At 59.1% G+C, this 18615-nt stretch carries 15 protein-coding genes; all 15 read left to right on the top strand.

Going from position 1 to position 18615, the window contains the following annotated elements; translation table 11 throughout:
- Positions 1-19 precede the first annotated feature (19 nt).
- Complete coding sequence (gene bamA / locus J4D25_RS09200; RefSeq protein ID WP_057716169.1) at positions 20-2395, top strand: outer membrane protein assembly factor BamA; 2376 nt, start codon at positions 20-22, stop codon at positions 2393-2395.
- 45 nt (positions 2396-2440) lie between these two features.
- Entirely contained in the window at positions 2441-2944 is a 504-nt protein-coding gene (locus J4D25_RS09195; RefSeq protein WP_007990260.1) for an OmpH family outer membrane protein, read from the top strand.
- 2 nt (positions 2945-2946) lie between these two features.
- Complete coding sequence (gene lpxD, locus J4D25_RS09190) at positions 2947-4002, top strand: UDP-3-O-(3-hydroxymyristoyl)glucosamine N-acyltransferase (protein WP_057716168.1); 1056 nt, start codon at positions 2947-2949, stop codon at positions 4000-4002.
- Between the two features lie 108 nt (positions 4003-4110).
- Positions 4111-4551 carry a 3-hydroxyacyl-ACP dehydratase FabZ gene (gene fabZ, locus J4D25_RS09185; protein ID WP_007978374.1) on the top strand — a complete coding sequence of 147 codons (441 nt, stop codon included), beginning with the start codon at positions 4111-4113 and terminating at the stop codon, positions 4549-4551.
- On the top strand, positions 4548-5324 hold the full coding sequence (gene lpxA, locus J4D25_RS09180; RefSeq protein ID WP_057716167.1) for an acyl-ACP--UDP-N-acetylglucosamine O-acyltransferase: 777 nt from the start codon (positions 4548-4550) through the stop codon (positions 5322-5324). Before fabZ ends, lpxA begins: the two co-directional genes overlap by 4 nt.
- Positions 5325-5326: 2 nt before the next feature.
- Positions 5327-6457 (top strand): lipid-A-disaccharide synthase, encoded by a 1131-nt coding sequence (lpxB, locus tag J4D25_RS09175; RefSeq protein WP_057716166.1) that lies wholly within the window; start codon positions 5327-5329, stop codon positions 6455-6457.
- A gap of 11 nt (positions 6458-6468) precedes the next feature.
- Entirely contained in the window at positions 6469-7095 is a 627-nt protein-coding gene (rnhB, locus tag J4D25_RS09170; RefSeq protein ID WP_057716165.1) for a ribonuclease HII, read from the top strand.
- 76 nt (positions 7096-7171) lie between these two features.
- Positions 7172-10693, top strand: a complete 3522-nt coding sequence (gene dnaE / locus J4D25_RS09165) for a DNA polymerase III subunit alpha (RefSeq protein WP_057716164.1) — start codon at positions 7172-7174, stop codon at positions 10691-10693.
- A 139-nt stretch (positions 10694-10832) separates the two neighbouring features.
- The gene (locus J4D25_RS09160) at positions 10833-11780 is read left to right on the top strand and encodes an acetyl-CoA carboxylase carboxyltransferase subunit alpha (RefSeq protein WP_057716163.1); all 948 of its coding nucleotides are present in this window, start codon (positions 10833-10835) and stop codon (positions 11778-11780) included.
- Positions 11781-11913: 133 nt separating this feature from the next.
- Positions 11914-13242, top strand: coding sequence for a tRNA lysidine(34) synthetase TilS (gene tilS / locus J4D25_RS09155; RefSeq protein WP_057716162.1), 1329 nt, complete (start codon positions 11914-11916; stop codon positions 13240-13242).
- A 274-nt stretch (positions 13243-13516) separates the two neighbouring features.
- A complete protein-coding gene (locus J4D25_RS09150; RefSeq protein ID WP_057716161.1) occupies positions 13517-15148 on the top strand; it encodes a CTP synthase in 1632 nt (543 codons plus the stop codon).
- 5 nt (positions 15149-15153) lie between these two features.
- Positions 15154-15999 (top strand): 3-deoxy-8-phosphooctulonate synthase, encoded by an 846-nt coding sequence (gene kdsA, locus J4D25_RS09145; protein WP_015093773.1) that lies wholly within the window; start codon positions 15154-15156, stop codon positions 15997-15999.
- 156 nt (positions 16000-16155) lie between these two features.
- Positions 16156-17445: a phosphopyruvate hydratase gene (gene eno / locus J4D25_RS09140; protein WP_008019783.1), complete on the top strand. Its 1290-nt coding sequence runs from the start codon at positions 16156-16158 to the stop codon at positions 17443-17445.
- Positions 17446-17614: 169 nt separating this feature from the next.
- Positions 17615-17893, top strand: coding sequence for a cell division protein FtsB (ftsB, locus tag J4D25_RS09135; RefSeq protein WP_007970710.1), 279 nt, complete (start codon positions 17615-17617; stop codon positions 17891-17893).
- The gene (gene ispD, locus J4D25_RS09130; RefSeq protein WP_057716160.1) at positions 17890-18597 is read left to right on the top strand and encodes a 2-C-methyl-D-erythritol 4-phosphate cytidylyltransferase; all 708 of its coding nucleotides are present in this window, start codon (positions 17890-17892) and stop codon (positions 18595-18597) included. The genes ftsB and ispD overlap by 4 nt, the downstream gene beginning before the upstream one ends.
- Positions 18598-18615 lie beyond the last annotated feature (18 nt).

The following is an 18615-nucleotide window of genomic DNA, read 5'->3' as shown; positions in this document are numbered from 1 at the left end:
TGGAATAAGAAAGGACTTCATGAAACGTCTGCTGCTAACTGCGGTTCTCACCGTATTGATGATCGCCGAAGTTCACGCCGAGTCCTTCACTATCTCTGATATTCGCGTCAATGGCCTCCAGCGGGTCTCCGCGGGTAGCGTCTTTGGTGCTTTGCCGTTGAACGTCGGTGAACAGGCGGATGATCGTCGCCTGGTGGAATCCACTCGTGCGTTGTTCAAAACCGGTTTCTTTCAAGATATCCAGCTGGGCCGCGATGGCAACGTCCTGGTCATCACGGTAGTCGAGCGCCCGTCGGTCGCCAGTATCGAGATCGAAGGCAACAAGGCGATCTCTACCGAAGACCTGATGAAAGGCCTCAAGCAATCCGGTCTGGCCGAAGGCGAGATCTTCCAGCGTGCCACCCTCGAAGGTGTGCGTAACGAGCTGCAACGTCAGTACGTCGCCCAGGGTCGCTACTCGGCTACCGTCGACACCGAAGTGGTGCCGCAGCCGCGTAACCGCGTCGGCCTGAAGGTCAACATCAACGAAGGCACCGTTGCGGCTATCCAGCACATCAACGTGGTGGGCAACACGGTCTTCCCTGACGAAGACCTGATCGACCTGTTCGAACTCAAGACCACCAACTGGTTGTCGTTCTTCAAGAACGACGACAAGTACGCCCGTGAAAAGCTGTCCGGTGACCTGGAGCGCCTGCGTTCCTACTATCTGGACCGTGGCTACATCAACATGGATATCGCTTCGACTCAGGTCTCCATTACGCCAGACAAGAAACACGTCTACATCACCGTCAACGTCAACGAAGGCGAGAAGTACACCGTTCGTGACGTCAAGCTCAGCGGTGACCTGAAAGTCCCTGAAGACCAGATCAAGTCCCTGTTGCTGGTGCAAAAAGGCCAGGTGTTCTCGCGCAAGCTGATGACCACCACCTCCGAACTGATCACCCGTCGCCTGGGTAACGAGGGTTACACCTTCGCCAACGTCAACGGTGTGCCTCAACCGCACGACGAAGATCACACCGTAGACATCCTGTTCGCGGTCGATCCGGGCAAGCGTGCCTACGTGAACCGCATCAACTTCCGTGGCAACACCAAGTCCGAAGACGAAGTGCTGCGTCGTGAAATGCGTCAGATGGAAGGCGGCTGGGCTTCCACTTACCTGATCGACCAATCCAAGACCCGTCTTGAACGTCTGGGCTTCTTCAAGGAAGTCAACGTTGAGACTCCGGCCGTGCCGGGTGTCGATGACCAGGTGGACGTCAACTACAGCGTTGAAGAACAAGCCTCCGGTTCGATTACCGCCAGCGTCGGTTTCGCCCAGAGCGCCGGTCTGATCCTCGGTGGTTCGATCACCCAGAACAACTTCCTGGGTACCGGTAACAAGGTCAGCGTCGGCTTGACCAAAAGCGAGTACCAGACCCGCTATAACTTCGGCTTTGTCGACCCCTACTGGACCGCCGATGGCGTGAGCCTGGGTTACAACGCGTTCTACCGCACGACTGACTATGACGAGCTCGATACTGACATCGCCAGCTACGCCGTAGACAGCCTGGGTGCAGGCGTGAGCGTTGGCTACCCGATCAGCGAGACTTCGCGTCTGACCTTTGGCCTGACGGCTCAGCAGGACGAGATCAAGACAGGTGTGTACACCGTTGACGAGATCTTCGACTTCGTTAACAAGGAAGGCGACAAGTACCTGAACTTCAAGGCTTCGGCCGGTTGGTCCGAGTCCACCCTGAACAAGGGTGTGCTCGCTACCCGTGGTCATTCCCAGAGCCTGGTGCTGGAATCCACAATTCCAGGCAGCGACCTGTCGTTCTTCAAGCTCGACTACCGTGGCCAGTTGTTCCAGCCATTGAGCGAGAACTACACCATGCGCCTGCACACCGAGCTGGGTTATGGCGATGGCTACGGGTCGACGGATGGCTTGCCATTCTACGAAAACTACTATGCTGGTGGTTTCAACTCGGTTCGTGGCTTCAAGGACAGCACCCTGGGGCCTCGCAGTACACCAAGTACAGGCAAGAACCCTGGTACAGCGGTCGACCCGGACCAGGATCCGCTGCCGTTCGGTGGTAACGTCCTGATCCAGGGTGGTGTGGAGGTTCTGTTCCCGCTGCCGTTCATCAAGGATCAACGCTCCCTGCGGACTTCGGTATTCTGGGATGTGGGTAACGTATTCGATTCATCTTGCTCGGATACCACAAACGCGGATGGCTCGAAGTCCAACACCAAGTGCAACGATATCAGTCTGAGCAACATGGCCAGTTCCGTCGGTGTGGGTGTGACCTGGGTCACCGCACTGGGTCCTCTGAGTTTCGCCCTGGCCATGCCAGTCAAGAAACCGGATGACGCTGAAACTCAAGTGTTCCAATTCTCTCTCGGCCAGACGTTCTAAGCGTCTGACCCAAGATAACGACAATGAATTTTGTAGGGGTGCATCGTGCGTAAGTTGACTCAATTGGTTCTCCTGGCCAGCGTACTGGTCGCTGGTCCGGCGTTCGCCGACATGAAAATTGCTGTTCTGAACTATCAGATGGCTCTGCTGGAGTCCGATGCGGCCAAGAAATACGCCGTGGATGCCGAGAAGAAGTTCGGTCCTCAGCTGACCAAACTCAAGACGCTGGAAAGCAGCGCCAAGGGCATTCAGGACCGCCTGATGGCCGGTGGCGACAAAATGCAGCAGGGCGAGCGCGAGCGTCTGGAGCTTGAATTCAAACAAAAGGCCCGTGACTTCCAGTTCCAGTCCAAGGAACTGAATGAAGCCAAAGCCGTTGCCGACCGTGAAATGCTGAAGCAGCTCAAGCCGAAACTGGACAGCGCTGTGGAAGAAGTCATCAAGAAAGGTGCTTTTGACCTGGTCTTCGAGCGTGGCGCAGTGATTGATGTCAAGCCTCAGTACGACATCACTCGCCAGGTTATCGAGCGCATGAATCAGCTGAAGTAACTATGACAGCGACTATAAAGCTCGGCCAATTGGCCGAGTTCCTCGGCGCCACGCTACGTGGCGACCCGGAGAAAGAAATTACTGGGCTAGCCACTTTGCAAGAGGCTGGCCCAGCTCAGTTGAGCTTTCTCGCAAACCCTCAATACCGTAAGTACCTGGCAGATAGCCGGGCCGCAGCTCTGTTACTGAAGGCTGCTGATGCTGAAGGTTTTGCCGGTAATGCGCTGATGGTGCCTGATCCGTATCTGGCCTACGCGCGCGTTTCCCACCTGTTCGATCCAAAGCCGAAAGCGGCTGCCGGCATTCACCCGACAGCCGTTGTGGCCGAGGACGCGGTGGTTGACCCGGCTGCGAGTATTGGTGCCTTTGCGGTGATCGAAAGCGCGGCACGTATTGCTGCGGGTGTGACCATCGGTGCGCATTGCTTCATCGGTGCCCGTTGCGAAATTGGCGAAGGCGGCTGGCTGGCCCCGCGGGTCACGTTGTATCACGACGTGCGCATCGGCAAGCGTGTGGTCATTCAGTCAGGTGCCGTGCTCGGCGGTGAAGGTTTCGGTTTTGCCAATGAGAAAGGTGTCTGGCAGAAAATTGCCCAGATCGGTGGTGTGTTGGTCGGTGACGATGTGGAGATTGGCGTGAATACCGCTATCGACCGCGGCGCATTGGCCGATACCGTTCTCGGTAATGGTGTGAAGCTCGACAACCAGATCCAGATCGCCCACAACGTTCAGGTCGGTGATCACACCGCCATGGCCGCCTGCGTCGGGATCTCCGGCAGCACCAAAATCGGCAAGCATTGCATGCTCGCTGGCGGTGTAGGGCTGGTGGGGCATATCGAAATTTGCGACAACGTTTTCATCACCGGGATGACCATGGTGACCCACTCGATTACCGAAAAGGGTTCCTATTCTTCCGGAACGGCAATGCAGCCAGCAGCTGAATGGCGCAAAAGCGCGGCTCGCATCCGTCAGCTCGATGACATCGCGCGGCGCCTGCGACAGCTGGAAAAGCGTGTAGGGGAAGTGACCCCTGACGGTAATGCTTCATCAGATGGCTGATACCATTTCCATATCAAGTGTGCACAGCCGTTAGACGGCCTGCTTGATTTGCTAGAGGGGCGTGTGTCAGTCGCGCGCTCCCAATCTTTACATAGGCTTCCCCCCGAAATGATGGACATCAACGAGATTCGCGAATACCTGCCTCACCGTTACCCGTTCCTGCTGGTGGACCGGGTAGTGGAGCTGGATGTTGAAGGCAAGCGCATTCGCGCCTACAAGAATGTCAGCATCAACGAACCGTTCTTCAATGGTCACTTCCCTGCGCATCCAATCATGCCGGGCGTATTGATCATCGAGGCAATGGCTCAGGCTGCCGGGATCCTTGGTTTCAAAATGCTCGACGTGAAACCGGCTGACGGCACGCTCTATTACTTCGTCGGGTCCGACAAGCTGCGCTTCCGCCAGCCGGTTTTGCCGGGCGATCAGCTGATCCTTGAGGCCAAGTTCATCAGCTGCAAGCGTCAGATCTGGAAGTTCGAGTGCCAGGCTTCGGTCGATGGCAAGCCTGTCTGCTCGGCTGAAATCATCTGTGCGGAACGCAAGCTATGAGTTTGATTGACCCTCGTGCAATCATCGATCCGACAGCCGTTCTGGCTGACGGCGTCGAGGTCGGCCCGTGGTCGATCGTCGGCGCAGGTGTGGAAATCGGCGAGGGGACAGTCATCGGGCCACACGTGATTCTCAAGGGCCCGACCCGAATCGGTAAGCACAATCGCATCTACCAGTTTTCCTCGGTGGGCGAAGACACACCCGACCTGAAATACAAGGGCGAGGAAACCCGCCTGGTGATCGGTGACCATAACGTCATCCGTGAAGGCGTGACGATTCACCGTGGCACCATCCAGGACCGCTCGGAAACGACCCTGGGCGACCACAATCTGATCATGGCCTATGCCCACATAGGCCACGACAGCGTTATCGGCAACCATTGCATCCTGGTGAACAACACCGCACTGGCGGGCCATGTGCATGTGGAAGACTGGGCGATCCTTTCCGGTTTTACCCTGGTTCACCAGTATTGCCACATTGGCGCCCACAGCTTTTCAGGTATGGGTACAGCGATCGGCAAGGATGTTCCTGCGTATGTCACGGTGTTCGGCAACCCTGCCGAAGCCCGGAGCATGAACTTCGAGGGCATGCGCCGTCGGGGCTTCAGCGAAGATGCGATCCACGCGCTGCGTCGTGCCTACAAGGTGGTGTACCGCCAGGGCCTGACCGTGGAGCAGGCGCTCGCCGAACTGGCGGAGCCTTCTGCGCAGTTCCCGGAAGTAGCGGTGTTCCGTGACTCCATCCAGTCTTCGACCCGCGGCATCACCCGCTAACCATGGCCAATCTGCGTATTGCGCTGGTAGCGGGTGAGGCTTCCGGTGACATTCTGGGTGCGGGTCTCATGCGCGCGCTCAAGGCTCGCCACCCGGCGGTCGAGTTCATCGGTGTCGGTGGTCCGTTGATGCAGGCTGAAGGCCTGGCCTCGTATTTCCCGATGGAGCGTCTGTCCGTCATGGGCCTGGTGGAAGTGCTGGGGCGGTTGCGCGAGTTGCTGGCTCGGCGCAAGAAGCTGGTCGCCGACCTGATCGACGCGAAACCCGATGTATTCATCGGTATCGACGCGCCGGACTTCAACCTCAATATCGAACTCAAACTGCGCCAGGCCGGGATCAAGACCGTGCACTACGTCAGCCCGTCGGTCTGGGCCTGGCGGCAGAAACGCGTGCTGAAGATTCGCGAAGGCTGCGACCTGATGCTCACGCTGTTCCCGTTCGAAGCCAGATTCTACGAAGAGAAAGGCGTGCCGGTGCGTTTCGTCGGCCATACCCTGGCCGATGCCATTCCACTGCAGGCCGATCGCGCTGCTGCGCGGGCCGAACTCGGTTTGCCTGACGGGCCGCTGGTGGCGTTGATGCCAGGCAGCCGTGGCGGTGAAGTTGGCCGGCTCGGTTCATTGTTTCTCGATACGGCGCAACGCCTGCGGGCGTTGCGCCCGGGGGTGCGGTTTGTCATGCCGTGCGCCAGTGCGCAACGTCGCGCACAGCTCGAAGAACTGTTGGCCGGTCGCGATCTGCCGCTGACCCTGCTCGACGGGCAATCTCATCTGGCCCTGGCAGCGTGTGATGCGGTGTTGATCGCCTCCGGTACCGCGACGCTAGAAGCGTTGCTGTACAAGCGACCGATGGTGGTCGCCTATCGCCTGGCGCCGCTGACGTTCTGGATTCTCAAGCGCATGGTGAAAAGCCCCTACATTTCGTTGCCGAACCTGTTGGCCCAACGTCTGTTGGTGCCCGAGTTGTTGCAGGACGATGCCACGGTCGAAGCGCTGGCCCAGACCTTGTCGCCACTGATCGAGGATGGGGAAGAGCAGACCCGCGGTTTTGACGAGATTCACCGGACCCTGCGTCTGGATGCCTCCAACCAGGCTGCGGACGCAGTGCTGAACCTGATCGGCCAAGTAAAATGAGTAAAACGAATATGCAGATGGGGCTGGATTTCACCTTGGTCGCTGAAATCGAAGAGTTGGTTGCCGGTGTCGATGAGGTGGGTCGCGGTCCGCTCTGTGGTGCGGTGGTGACAGCGGCGGTGATCCTCGATCCGAACCGTCCGATCCTCGGCCTGAATGACTCGAAGAAACTCACCGAAGCCCGCCGCGAAAAGCTCTACGACGAAATCTGCGAAAAAGCCCTGAGCTGGTGCATCGCTCGCGCCGAAGTCGAAGAAATCGACGAACTGAATATCCTGCACGCCACCATGTTGGCCATGCAGCGCGCGGTCGCCGGGCTGCACGTTCAGCCGAAGCTGGCGATGATCGACGGCAATCGTTGCCCGAAACTGCCGATGCGCTCCGAAGCCGTGGTCAAGGGCGATAGCAAGGTTCCAGCCATCGCCGCCGCATCGATTCTGGCCAAGGTCAGCCGTGATCGTGAAATGGCCGCGTTCGAATTGATCTACCCGGGTTACGGCATCGGCGGGCACAAAGGCTACCCGACCCCCGTTCATCTGGAAGCGCTCACCCGTCTTGGCCCGACCCCGATTCACCGGCGATCGTTTGCCCCGGTGCGGCTGGCGTATGAGGCACGGGAAGGTCTCATCGAGAGTTAGTCGCGAGGCTGATGTTTTACTCAAGGCCCGGTACAATCCGGGCCTTGTTGTTTTCATGACTTAACGCAGGATCACTATGCCGGCTTCATTCGTTCACCTACGCCTGCACACTGAATACTCCCTGGTCGACGGTCTGGTGCGGATCAAACCGCTGGTCAAGACCCTGGTGGGCATGAACATGCCTGCCGTGGCGGTCACCGACCAGAACAACATGTGTTCCCTGGTCAAATTCTATAAAAACGCCATGGGTGCCGGGATCAAGCCGATCTGCGGCGCCGACCTGTGGCTGTCGAACAAGGATCCGGACAACCCCCTGAGCCGGATCAGCCTGCTGGTGATGAACGCCGAAGGCTATCGCAACCTCACCGAACTGATTTCCCGCGGCTTTATCGATGGTCAGCGCAACGGTGCGATCATCATCGAGCGCGAATGGGTTGCTGAAGCCAATTCGGGCTTGATCATGCTGTCGGCGGCCAAAGAAGGCGAGATCGGCCAGGCCATGCTCAGCGGCAACCCCGCCGAGGCCGAAACCCTGGCCCGCGAATGGATGGACGTGTTTCCGGATCGTTTCTATCTGGAAATCCAGCGCACCAACCGCCCCAACGATGAAGAACAACTGCACGGCGCCGTGGCCCTGGCCGAGAAGCTCGGTGCGCCGCTGGTGGCGACCAACGACGTGCGTTTCATCAAGCAGGAAGACTTCGCTGCCCATGAAACCCGCGTCTGCATCGGTGAGGGCCGCGCCCTCGATGATCCGCGGCGTTCGAAGAATTACAGCGATCAGCAGTATCTCAAAAGCGCCGAGGAAATGGCCGAGCTGTTTAGCGACATTCCCGAAGCGCTGGAAAACACCGTCGAGATCGCCAAGCGCTGCAACATTGAAGTGAAGCTGGGCACGCACTTCCTGCCCAACTTCCCGATCCCTGATGGCATGACCATCGACGAATACTTCCGCAAGGTGTCCTTCGACGGCCTGGAAGAGCGCCTTGCCGTTCTGCTGCCCAAGGACACCACCGAAGACTACGAGGCCAAGCGCCAGGTCTATGTCGACCGGCTGAATTTCGAGCTGGATATCATCATCCAGATGGGGTTCCCCGGTTACTTCCTGATTGTGATGGACTTTATCCAGTGGGCCAAGAACAACGGCGTACCGGTGGGTCCTGGCCGTGGATCGGGTGCCGGGTCGCTGGTGGCCTATGTGCAGAAGATCACCGACCTCGACCCGCTGGAATATGACCTGCTGTTCGAACGATTCCTCAACCCGGAACGGGTGTCGATGCCCGACTTCGACGTCGACTTCTGCATGGACGGTCGCGACCGGGTAATCGACTACGTAGCCGAGAAGTACGGCCGCAACGCCGTGAGCCAGATCATCACCTTCGGTTCCATGGCGGCAAAGGCCGTGGTCCGCGACGTGGCGCGGGTGCAGGGCAAGTCCTATGGCCTGGCGGATCGTCTGTCGAAGATGATTCCGTTCGAAGTCGGCATGACCCTGGAAAAGGCCTATGAGCAGGAAGAGATCCTGCGCGATTTCATCAAGGTCGATGAAGAGGCCGCGGAAATCTGGGAGATGGCCCGCAAGCTCGAAGGCGTTGTGCGTAACGTCGGCAAGCACGCCGGTGGTGTGGTAATCGCCCCGACCAAGCTGACCGACTTCTCGCCGATCTATTGCGACGAAGCCGGTGATGGCCTGGTAACCCAGTTCGACAAGGATGACGTCGAGGCGGCCGGCCTTGTGAAGTTCGACTTCCTCGGCCTGCGGACCCTGACGATCATCGACTGGGCGCTGAAAACCATCAACCGCGACCGTGCCAAGGTCAACGAACCGCCGCTGGATATCGCGTTCATCCCGCTGGATGACAAACCGACCTACACCTTGCTGCAAAAAGCCGAAACCACGGCGGTGTTCCAGCTTGAATCCCGGGGCATGAAGGAGCTGATCAAAAAGCTCAAGCCCGACTGCCTGGAAGACTTGATCGCACTGGTGGCACTGTTCCGTCCGGGCCCGCTGCAATCGGGCATGGTGGACGACTTCATCAACCGTAAGCACGGTCGTGCCGAGCTGGCGTACCCGCACTCGGACTACCAGTACGAAGGCCTCAAGCCGGTACTGGCACCGACTTACGGCATCATCCTGTACCAGGAACAGGTGATGCAGATTGCCCAGGTCATGGCCGGTTACACCCTCGGTGGTGCGGACATGCTGCGTCGAGCCATGGGTAAGAAAAAACCCGAGGAAATGGCCAAGCAGCGCGGTGGCTTCATTGAAGGTTGCGCCACCAACAACATCGACGCGGACCTTGCCGGTAACATTTTCGACCTGGTGGAAAAATTCGCCGGTTACGGCTTCAACAAATCCCACTCCGCCGCCTATGGCCTGGTGTCGTACCAGACCGCATGGCTGAAGGCGCACTACCCGGCGCCGTTCATGGCCGCGGTACTCTCTGCGGATATGCACAACACCGACAAGGTCGTGACCTTGATCGAAGAAGTGCGGACGATGAAGCTGCGTCTCGACGCGCCGGACGTGAACACGTCCGAATTCAAGTTCACGGTGAACGACGAAGGCCGGATCATTTACGGCCTGGGCGCCATCAAGGGCGTGGGTGAAGGTCCGGTCGAGGCGATCACCGAAGCGCGTCTGGCCGGTCCGTTCAAGGATCTGTTCGATTTCTGCGCACGGGTCGACCTCAAGCGCATCAACAAGCGCACCCTCGACGGTTTGATCCGCAGCGGCGCCCTGGATCGCCTCGGGCCGTATTTCCACGACGAGCAGAAAGCCTACCAGGCCAACATCGACCGCAATCGCGCGGTGCTGCTGACCGCCATGGAAGAGGCGATCAAGGCGGCCGAACAGACCGCGCGCACCCAGGACAGCGGTCACTCCGACCTGTTTGGCGGTCTGTTTGTCGAAGAAGACGCCGACGTCTACGCCAATCACCGCAAGGCCAAGGAACTGACCCTCAAGGAGCGCCTGAAGGGGGAGAAAGATACCCTCGGCCTGTACCTGACCGGTCACCCGATCGACGAGTACGAAGGTGAAATCCGTCGCTTCGCCCGCCAGCGCATCATCGACCTGAAACCGGCGCGTGATACCCAGACCGTTGCCGGGATGATCATCGCCTTGCGGGTGATGAAGAACAAAAAGGGCGACAAGATGGGGTTCATCACCCTCGACGACCGCTCCGGACGGATCGAGGCCTCGCTGTTTTCCGAGGCGTTCCATTCCGCGCAATCGCTGTTGCAGACCGACGCGATGGTGGTGGTCGAAGGCGAGGTCAGCAACGACGACTTCTCCGGTGGCCTGAAATTGCGGGTCAAGCGGGTGATGAGCATGGAGGATGCGCGCACCAATCTGGCCGAAAGCCTGCGCCTGAAGTTGCATACCAAGGACCTCAAGGGCGATCAACTACGCTGGCTGGGTGAACTGTTGAAGCGTCACCGCGGCGCGTGCCCGATCACCTTGGACTACACCAGCCCCGATGCGAAGGCCTTGTTGCAGTTCGGCGAAGGCTGGCGAATCGATCCGGCGGATGCGTTGATTCAAGCCCTGCGTGACCAGTTCGGGCGAGACAACGTCTTCCTCCAATACCGTTGACGGTCAGTGCTATCAGATTGCCCTGACCTTGACCTGAATTTTTAATCTCGACCTCAACGCGCCTGTCCCTTAAGGTAGGGCGCGAATAGACAACCGGCCGGCCCAAGAACCCTTGGGACTCGACCCAAGACGGACGCCTATGAACCCGAATTTTCTAGATTTCGAACAGCCGATCGCCGACCTGCAAGCCAAGATCGAAGAGTTGCGCTTGGTCGGTAATGACAATTCGCTGAATATCGGCGATGAGATCTCCCGCCTGCAGGACAAGAGCAAAACGCTGACCGAAGACATCTTCGGCAAGCTGACCAGCTGGCAGATCGCACGTCTGGCGCGTCACCCGAAACGTCCGTATACCCTGGACTACATCGAACACATCTTCACCGAGTTCGACGAACTGCACGGTGACCGTCACTTCTCGGACGACGCTGCCATCGTTGGCGGTATTGCCCGTCTGGACGACAAGCCGGTGATGATCATCGGTCACCAGAAAGGCCGTGAAGTGCGCGAGAAAGTTCGCCGCAATTTCGGCATGCCGCGTCCGGAAGGCTACCGCAAGGCTTGCCGCCTGATGGAAATGGCCGAACGTTTCAAAATGCCGATCCTGACCTTCATCGACACTCCGGGCGCTTACCCTGGCATTGACGCTGAAGAGCGCAACCAGAGCGAAGCGATTGCCTGGAACCTGCGAGTGATGGCCCGCCTGAAAACCCCAATCATCGCCACCGTGATCGGTGAGGGTGGTTCCGGTGGTGCACTGGCGATTGGCGTCTGCGACCAGTTGAACATGCTGCAATACTCCACCTATGCGGTGATTTCGCCGGAAGGTTGCGCTTCGATTCTGTGGAAAACCTCCGAGAAGGCACCGGATGCCGCAGAAGCGATGGGCATCACCGCCGAGCGCCTCAAAGGCCTGGGCATCGTGGACAAGGTGATTGGCGAGCCACTGGGCGGCGCGCACCGCGACCCGGCCGCCGCAGCCGCATCGATCCGCGCCGAGCTGAGCTCGCAACTGGCGATGCTGAAGAAGTTCGATAACGACGCGCTGCTCAAGCGCCGCTACGATCGACTGATGAGCTACGGTCTCTAAGCCGTACACGCAGTGCCCATGTGGGAGCGAGCTTGCTCGCGATGAGGGTATGACAGTCGACGAATCTGTTGAATGTCAGGCCACTATCGCGAGCAAGCTCGCTCCCACATTTGATTTATGCAAGGTGATGGATATGAGTCGGTCCAATATTGATCTGCCCGCCAGACTCTTGTTGAATCTTGCCTCGTGGCGCAATGCTGCGACCTGGCGCATCGCCTTCTCCGGCGGCCTCGACTCCACTGTCCTGCTGCACCTTCTGGCAACACTCTCCAAAACCGAATCCCTGCCGGCGCTCAACGCCATCCATGTTCATCACGGCCTTCAAGCCGTAGCCGATACGTGGCCGGAACATTGTCGTGCCGTGTGCGCTGCGCTGGGCGTGCCGCTGCAAGTGGTTCGCGTGCAGGTGCAACCGGGTGCCAGTCTTGAACGTGCAGCCCGGGATGCGCGGTATCACGCCTTCACTGAAGCCCTTCAGGCCAACGAAGTGCTGCTGACGGCCCAGCACCGCGACGATCAGGCGGAAACGCTGCTGTTTCGCTTGTTGCGCGGAGCGGGCGTGCGCGGATTGTCCGGGATGCCGCGTCAGCGCCCTTTGGGCAAGGGGCATTTGCTGCGGCCAATGCTTGATGTCACGCGGGCTGAGTTGGAGGCTTATGCCAGTGCGCATGGCTTGAGCTGGATCGAAGATCCCTCGAACCAGGATCGGCAGTACTCGCGCAATTACCTTAGGCATCAAGTCTTGCCGGTGCTGATCCAGCGCTGGCCGCAAGCGGTGGCGACCATGGCCCGCAGCGCGACGCATTTGAATGAGGCGCAAGGACTGCTCGAAGAACTGGCGGACATGGATTTGCGTGAGGCCAGCTCTGCCAGTGAGTTTGCCTGGCTGGGCTTGCGGTCGCTTGAGCTGGCGCCGCTTGCGCATTTGTCTGATGCCCGGCAGCGCAATGCCTTGAGTCATTGGCTCGAACCGCTGACCCGCTTGCCGGACACTGACCATTGGTCGGGTTGGGAGGATTTGCGCGATGCCACCGGCGATGCCTGCCCGGTGTGGCGGCTGGCCGATGGCGAACTGCATCGGGCGGGCGGACGGATCTGGTGGCTGTCCGGCCACTGGCTGAGGCCTCTGTCCGGCGCCGGGGTGTGGCTGGACCCGGCTTCACCGCTGGTTATCCCGGGCAACGGCGTGCTTTCGCTGACCGGGCAAATCCCCGATGGCCCGCTGCATATCCGCTATCGTGAAGGGGGAGAGGTCATGGCATTGCCAGGCCGCGGCCATAGGGACCTGAAACGTTTGCTCAATGAAAGCGCTGTACCGTCCTTCGTACGCGGCAGATTGCCGCTGCTCTACAAAGACGGGCAACTGCTGGCGGTAGCGAACCTCAAGGGGCTCGATGGTGGTGCACTCGGCGACTGGCATTTGCATTGGCAGCCACTGAACGAAGATCAAGGTTTGAGCTGAAAGGGGCTTTCCGGTAGACTACGCTCCCTTCTTGATACAACTTCTGTGGATTCGCCTGAATTGCAGGAGTTGCCGATTACCAAGCAGTCTTTGCTGGGCGATTCCAAAAAATGTGTAGCGAGCAACGAACCGGTGTTTCATTTTCCGGTCTGTCCCAACGCGGCGGTTTTTTCGAAAGGTGCACTGTGATTAATGCAGGTGATCGGGGGCTTCGGCCTTCCTTCGCTTTCCCCGGCGGCTCGGACCGCTTTAACGCAGACTTCTAGGGTTTTTCATGACGCGCTACATATTCGTCACGGGCGGTGTTGTTTCTTCATTGGGGAAAGGCATTGCATCGGCATCATTGGCGGCCATCCTGGAGGCGCGGGGACTTAAGGTCACCATGCTGAAGCTGGACCCGTACATCAACGTCGACCCGGGCACGATGAGCCCGTTCCAGCACGGTGAAGTGTTCGTCACTCACGACGGCGCCGAGACCGACCTGGACCTGGGTCACTACGAGCGGTTCATCCGCACGACCATGACCCAGAACAACAACTTCACCACGGGCCGTGTCTACGAACACGTCCTGCGCAAGGAGCGCCGTGGTGACTACCTGGGTGCAACCATCCAGGTGATCCCGCACATCACCGACGAAATCAAGCGCCGCATCATCAAGGGTGCCGGCGACGCTGACGTGGCAATGGTCGAAATCGGTGGCACCGTGGGTGACATCGAGTCGCAACCGTTCCTCGAGGCGATCCGCCAACTGCGCTTCGAAGTCGGCGCCAAGCGCGCGATGCTGATGCACCTGACACTGGTGCCGTACATCGCCACTGCCGGCGAAACCAAGACCAAGCCTACCCAGCACTCGGTGAAGGAACTGCGTTCCATCGGCCTGCAACCAGACGTGCTGGTCTGCCGTTCCGACCACCCGATCGATGTGTCGTCGCGTCGCAAGATCGCGCAGTTCACCAACGTTGAAGAACGTGCGGTGATCGCGCTGGAAGACGCCGATACCATCTACAAGATCCCGGGTATCCTGCACTCCCAGGGCCTGGACGATTTCGTCGTCGAGCGTTTCGGCCTGCAATGCGGCGGTGCCGATCTGTCCGAGTGGGAAGCCGTGGTCGACGCCAAGCTCAACCCTGAGCACGAAGTCACCATCGCCATGGTCGGCAAGTACATGGAGCTGCTGGACGCCTACAAGTCGCTGATCGAAGCGATGAGTCACGCGGGCATCAGCAACCGTACCAAGGTCAACCTGCGCTACATCGATTCCGAAGACATCGAGAACCAGGGCACCGCGCTGCTCGAAGGCGTCGATGCCATCCTGGTACCGGGCGGCTTCGGTCTGCGTGGCGTTGAAGGCAAGATCACTGCCGTTCAATACGCTCGCGAAAACAAGGTTCCGTACCTGGGTATCTGCCTGGGCATGCAAGTGGCCGTTATCGAGTTCGCACGTAACGTGATGGGCTGGAAAGACGCCAACTCCACCGAGTTCGATCGTGCAAGCGGCCACCCGGTCGTGGGCCTGATCACCGAGTGGGAAGATGCCACCGGCGCCGTCGAAACCCGTACCGAAACCTCCGATCTGGGCGGCACCATGCGCCTGGGCGCGCAGGATTGCCTGCTGGAGCCGGGTTCCCTGGTCCACGGTTGCTACGGCAAGGACGTGATTGTCGAACGTCATCGTCATCGCTACGAAGTGAACAACAACCTGCTGCCGCAAATCATGGAAGCCGGTTTGAAAATCTCCGGTCGTTCCGGTGATGGCGCACTGGTTGAAGTGGTTGAAGCTCCGGATCACCCATGGTTCGTCGCTTGCCAGTTCCACCCTGAGTTCACCTCGACGCCACGAGACGGTCACCCGCTGTTCAGCGGCTTCGTCAAGGCCGCGTTGGCTCAACACCAGAAGAAGGCGTAACCCCGATGGCACAGAAGATCATCCGCGTCGGCGACATCGAGATTGCCAACGACAAGCCCATGGTGCTGTTCGGCGGCATGAACGTGCTGGAAAGCCGTGACATGGCCATGCAGGTTTGCGAAGAGTATGTGAAGGTCACCGAAAAGCTCGGTATCCCTTACGTGTTCAAGGCCAGTTTCGACAAGGCCAACCGGTCTTCTGTGACCTCCTATCGTGGTCCTGGCCTGGAAGAAGGCATGCGCATCTTCCAGGACATCAAGCAAGCCTTCGGCGTGCCGATCATCACCGACGTCCACGAGCCTGACCAGGCCGCGGTCGTCGCTGAAGTCTGCGACATCATCCAGTTGCCGGCATTCCTGTCGCGCCAGACCGACCTCGTGGTCGCGATGGCCAAAACGGGCGCCGTGATCAACATCAAGAAAGCCCAGTTCCTCGCCCCCCAGGAAATGAAGCACATCCTGAACAAGTGCGTGGAAGCGGGTAACGATCAGTTGATCCTCTGCGAGCGTGGTTCGAGCTTCGGCTACAACAACCTCGTCGTCGACATGCTCGGCTTCGGCATCATGAAGCAGTTCGAATACCCGGTGTTCTTCGATGTGACCCACGCGCTGCAAATGCCTGGTGGTCGCTCCGATTCCGCCGGCGGTCGTCGCGCCCAGGTCACCGACCTGGCAAAAGCCGGTATGAGCCAGTCGCTGGCCGGCCTGTTCCTGGAAGCCCACCCGGATCCGGACAACGCCAAGTGCGACGGTCCTTGCGCCTTGCGCCTGGACAAACTGGAGCCATTCCTGGCCCAGCTCAAAGCTTTGGACGAACTGGTGAAGAGTTTTCCGACGGTAGAAACCGCGTAATCCTCAATTCTCCGGTAAAGTACCGCACGATTTAACGCTCAGGCCCTCGGGCCTGAGCCTTGTCGTCTGCAAGACTGCCCGCTGCACCTCACTTGCCGACGATCAAAGATTTCCTACAGCTGCGTCGTTTTCGTCAACTTTGGAGTGTTTACAACAATGGCTAAAATCGTCGACATCAAAGGTCGTGAAGTTCTCGACTCCCGTGGCAATCCCACCGTGGAAGCGGACGTGCTTCTCGACAACGGCATCATCGGCAGTGCCTGCGCGCCGTCCGGTGCTTCCACTGGCTCGCGTGAGGCGCTCGAGCTGCGCGATGGCGACAAGAGCCGTTACCTGGGCAAGGGCGTTCTGAAGGCCGTAGCCAACATCAACGGTCCGATCCGTGACCTGTTGAAAGGCATGGACCCAAGCGACCAGAAAGCGCTCGATCTGGCAATGATCAAGCTCGACGGTACTGAAAACAAAGGTTCCCTGGGCGCCAACGCGATCCTCGCCGTTTCCCTGGCCGCGGCCAAGGCAGCAGCACAGGACCAGGACCTGCCGCTGTACGCTCACATCGCCAACCTGAACGGCACCCCGGGTGTCTACTCGATGCCGGTTCCGATGATGAACATCATCAACGGCGGCGAGCACGCCGATAACAACGTCGACATCCAGGAATTCATGGTTCAGCCGGTTGGCGCCAAGTCTTTCTCGGAAGGTCTGCGCATGGGCACCGAGATTTTCCACCACCTCAAAGCCGTGCTGAAGGCCCGTGGCCTGAGCACTGCCGTCGGTGACGAAGGTGGTTTCGCGCCGAACCTGGCCTCCAACGAAGACGCTTTGAAAGTGATCTCCGAAGCCGTGGCCAACGCCGGTTACAAGCTGGGCACCGACGTGACCCTGGCCCTGGACTGCGCAGCCAGCGAATTCTACGAAGACGGCAAGTACAACCTGTCCGGCGAAGGCCAGGTGTTCACCGCCGAAGGTTTCGCTGACTACCTCAAAGGCCTGACCGAGCGTTACCCGATCATCTCCATCGAAGATGGCCTGGACGAGTCCGACTGGGCTGGCTGGAAGATCCTCACCGACAAGATCGGCGAGAAGACTCAGCTGGTAGGCGACGACCTGTTCGTCACCAACACCAAGATCCTGAAAGAAGGCATCGACAAGAAGATCGCCAACTCGATCCTGATCAAATTCAACCAGATCGGCACCCTGACCGAAACCCTGGAAGCCATCCAGATGGCCAAGGCCGCCGGTTACACTGCCGTGATCTCGCACCGCTCCGGCGAAACCGAAGATTCGACCATTGCCGACCTGGCGGTGGGCACCTCGGCCGGCCAGATCAAGACCGGCTCCCTGTGCCGTTCCGACCGCGTTTCCAAGTACAACCAACTGCTGCGTATCGAAGAGCAGTTGAACGGCAAAGCCAAGTACAACGGTCGCGGCGAGTTCCGCGGTTAAGCGGTAACTGGTAAAAAGACACCGGATTGTGTCGGAAAAATCGCAACAGCGACGTTTTTGCCACTAATCTGATGCCTTATATGCACAAGCCTGGTTCTTCCAGGCTTCGTGCTATCAGAAGCTTCACGTTTGGCATGGCTGTCTTTTTTCACTGGATACCTGATATTCGATGCGCAGTCCCAATTGGTTGTTCCTCATCCTGCTTTTGTTGCTGGCTGGCCTGCAGTACCGCCTGTGGGTGGGAAATGGCAGTCTGGCGCAAGTGGCCGAGTTGACTCAGCAGATTGCGGATCAGCAGGCTGAGAACCAGGCATTGCTGGAACGCAACCGGGTGATGGACGCCGAAGTCAGTGAGTTGAAAAAGGGCATGGAGACCGTCGAAGAACGGGCTCGTCATGAGTTGGGTATGGTCAAGGACGGTGAAACCCTTTACCAGTTGGCCCAATGATTAATTCGTTACCGGCCTTCTGGGCCGTGATTCCTGCCGCGGGCGTCGGTGCCCGTATGGCCGCGGACCGTCCCAAGCAGTATCTGCAACTGGGCGGGCGCACTATTCTCGAACACAGCCTTGGCTGTTTCCTTGATCATCCATGCCTCAAAGGTCTGGTGGTCAGTGTTGCTGTGGACGATCCTTATTGGCCGAACCTGGCGTGTGCCAGTGATCCGCGTATTGCCCGGGTCGAGGGCGGCGCCGAACGTTCCGGGTCGGTGCTCAACGCCTTGCTGCACTTGCATGCGCAGGGCGCTGATGATGAGGATTGGGTACTGGTTCACGATGCCGCACGGCCGAACCTCAGCCGTGACGATCTGGACAAATTGCTGGCTGAGCTGGCTGATGATCCTGTCGGCGGGCTGCTGGCGGTTCCGGCGCGGGATACGCTCAAGCGGGTCGACAAGCATGGTCGTGTGGTCGAAACCGTGGATCGCAGTGTGATCTGGCAGGCCTACACGCCGCAGATGTTCCGCCTTGGGGCGCTGCATCGCGCACTGGCTGACAGCCTGGTGGCCGATGCCGTTGTTACTGACGAAGCTTCGGCGATGGAGTGGGCCGGTTCGGCACCGCGACTGGTCGAAGGGCGGTCCGATAACCTCAAGGTTACGCGTCCAGAAGACCTTGAATGGTTGAGACAACGTTGGGCCAATCGTCACTGATTGATTTGGGTTCAGTGT

This window comes from Pseudomonas sp. GW456-L13 (assembly GCF_017350115.1).
Lineage (GTDB): Bacteria > Pseudomonadota > Gammaproteobacteria > Pseudomonadales > Pseudomonadaceae > Aquipseudomonas > Aquipseudomonas jessenii.
The sequence above is the reverse complement of the archived record's forward strand: the minus strand, read 5'-3'. Positions and strand labels throughout refer to the sequence as shown.

What these genes read in the sequence shown, in the direction of transcription:
- rnhB (WP_057716165.1), top strand. Translation starts at nt 6,469, where the DNA reads ATGCAGATGGGGCTGGATTTCACCTTGGTCGCTGAAATCGAAGAGTTG.
- kdsA (WP_015093773.1), top strand. Translation starts at nt 15,154, where the DNA reads ATGGCACAGAAGATCATCCGCGTCGGCGACATCGAGATTGCCAACGAC.
- fabZ (WP_007978374.1), top strand. Translation starts at nt 4,111, where the DNA reads ATGATGGACATCAACGAGATTCGCGAATACCTGCCTCACCGTTACCCG.
- J4D25_RS09160 (WP_057716163.1), top strand. Translation starts at nt 10,833, where the DNA reads ATGAACCCGAATTTTCTAGATTTCGAACAGCCGATCGCCGACCTGCAA.
- lpxA (WP_057716167.1), top strand. Translation starts at nt 4,548, where the DNA reads ATGAGTTTGATTGACCCTCGTGCAATCATCGATCCGACAGCCGTTCTG.
- J4D25_RS09150 (WP_057716161.1), top strand. Translation starts at nt 13,517, where the DNA reads ATGACGCGCTACATATTCGTCACGGGCGGTGTTGTTTCTTCATTGGGG.
- dnaE (WP_057716164.1), top strand. Translation starts at nt 7,172, where the DNA reads ATGCCGGCTTCATTCGTTCACCTACGCCTGCACACTGAATACTCCCTG.
- bamA (WP_057716169.1), top strand. Translation starts at nt 20, where the DNA reads ATGAAACGTCTGCTGCTAACTGCGGTTCTCACCGTATTGATGATCGCC.
- tilS (WP_057716162.1), top strand. Translation starts at nt 11,914, where the DNA reads ATGAGTCGGTCCAATATTGATCTGCCCGCCAGACTCTTGTTGAATCTT.
- eno (WP_008019783.1), top strand. Translation starts at nt 16,156, where the DNA reads ATGGCTAAAATCGTCGACATCAAAGGTCGTGAAGTTCTCGACTCCCGT.
- ispD (WP_057716160.1), top strand. Translation starts at nt 17,890, where the DNA reads ATGATTAATTCGTTACCGGCCTTCTGGGCCGTGATTCCTGCCGCGGGC.
- lpxB (WP_057716166.1), top strand. Translation starts at nt 5,327, where the DNA reads ATGGCCAATCTGCGTATTGCGCTGGTAGCGGGTGAGGCTTCCGGTGAC.
- ftsB (WP_007970710.1), top strand. Translation starts at nt 17,615, where the DNA reads ATGCGCAGTCCCAATTGGTTGTTCCTCATCCTGCTTTTGTTGCTGGCT.
- lpxD (WP_057716168.1), top strand. Translation starts at nt 2,947, where the DNA reads ATGACAGCGACTATAAAGCTCGGCCAATTGGCCGAGTTCCTCGGCGCC.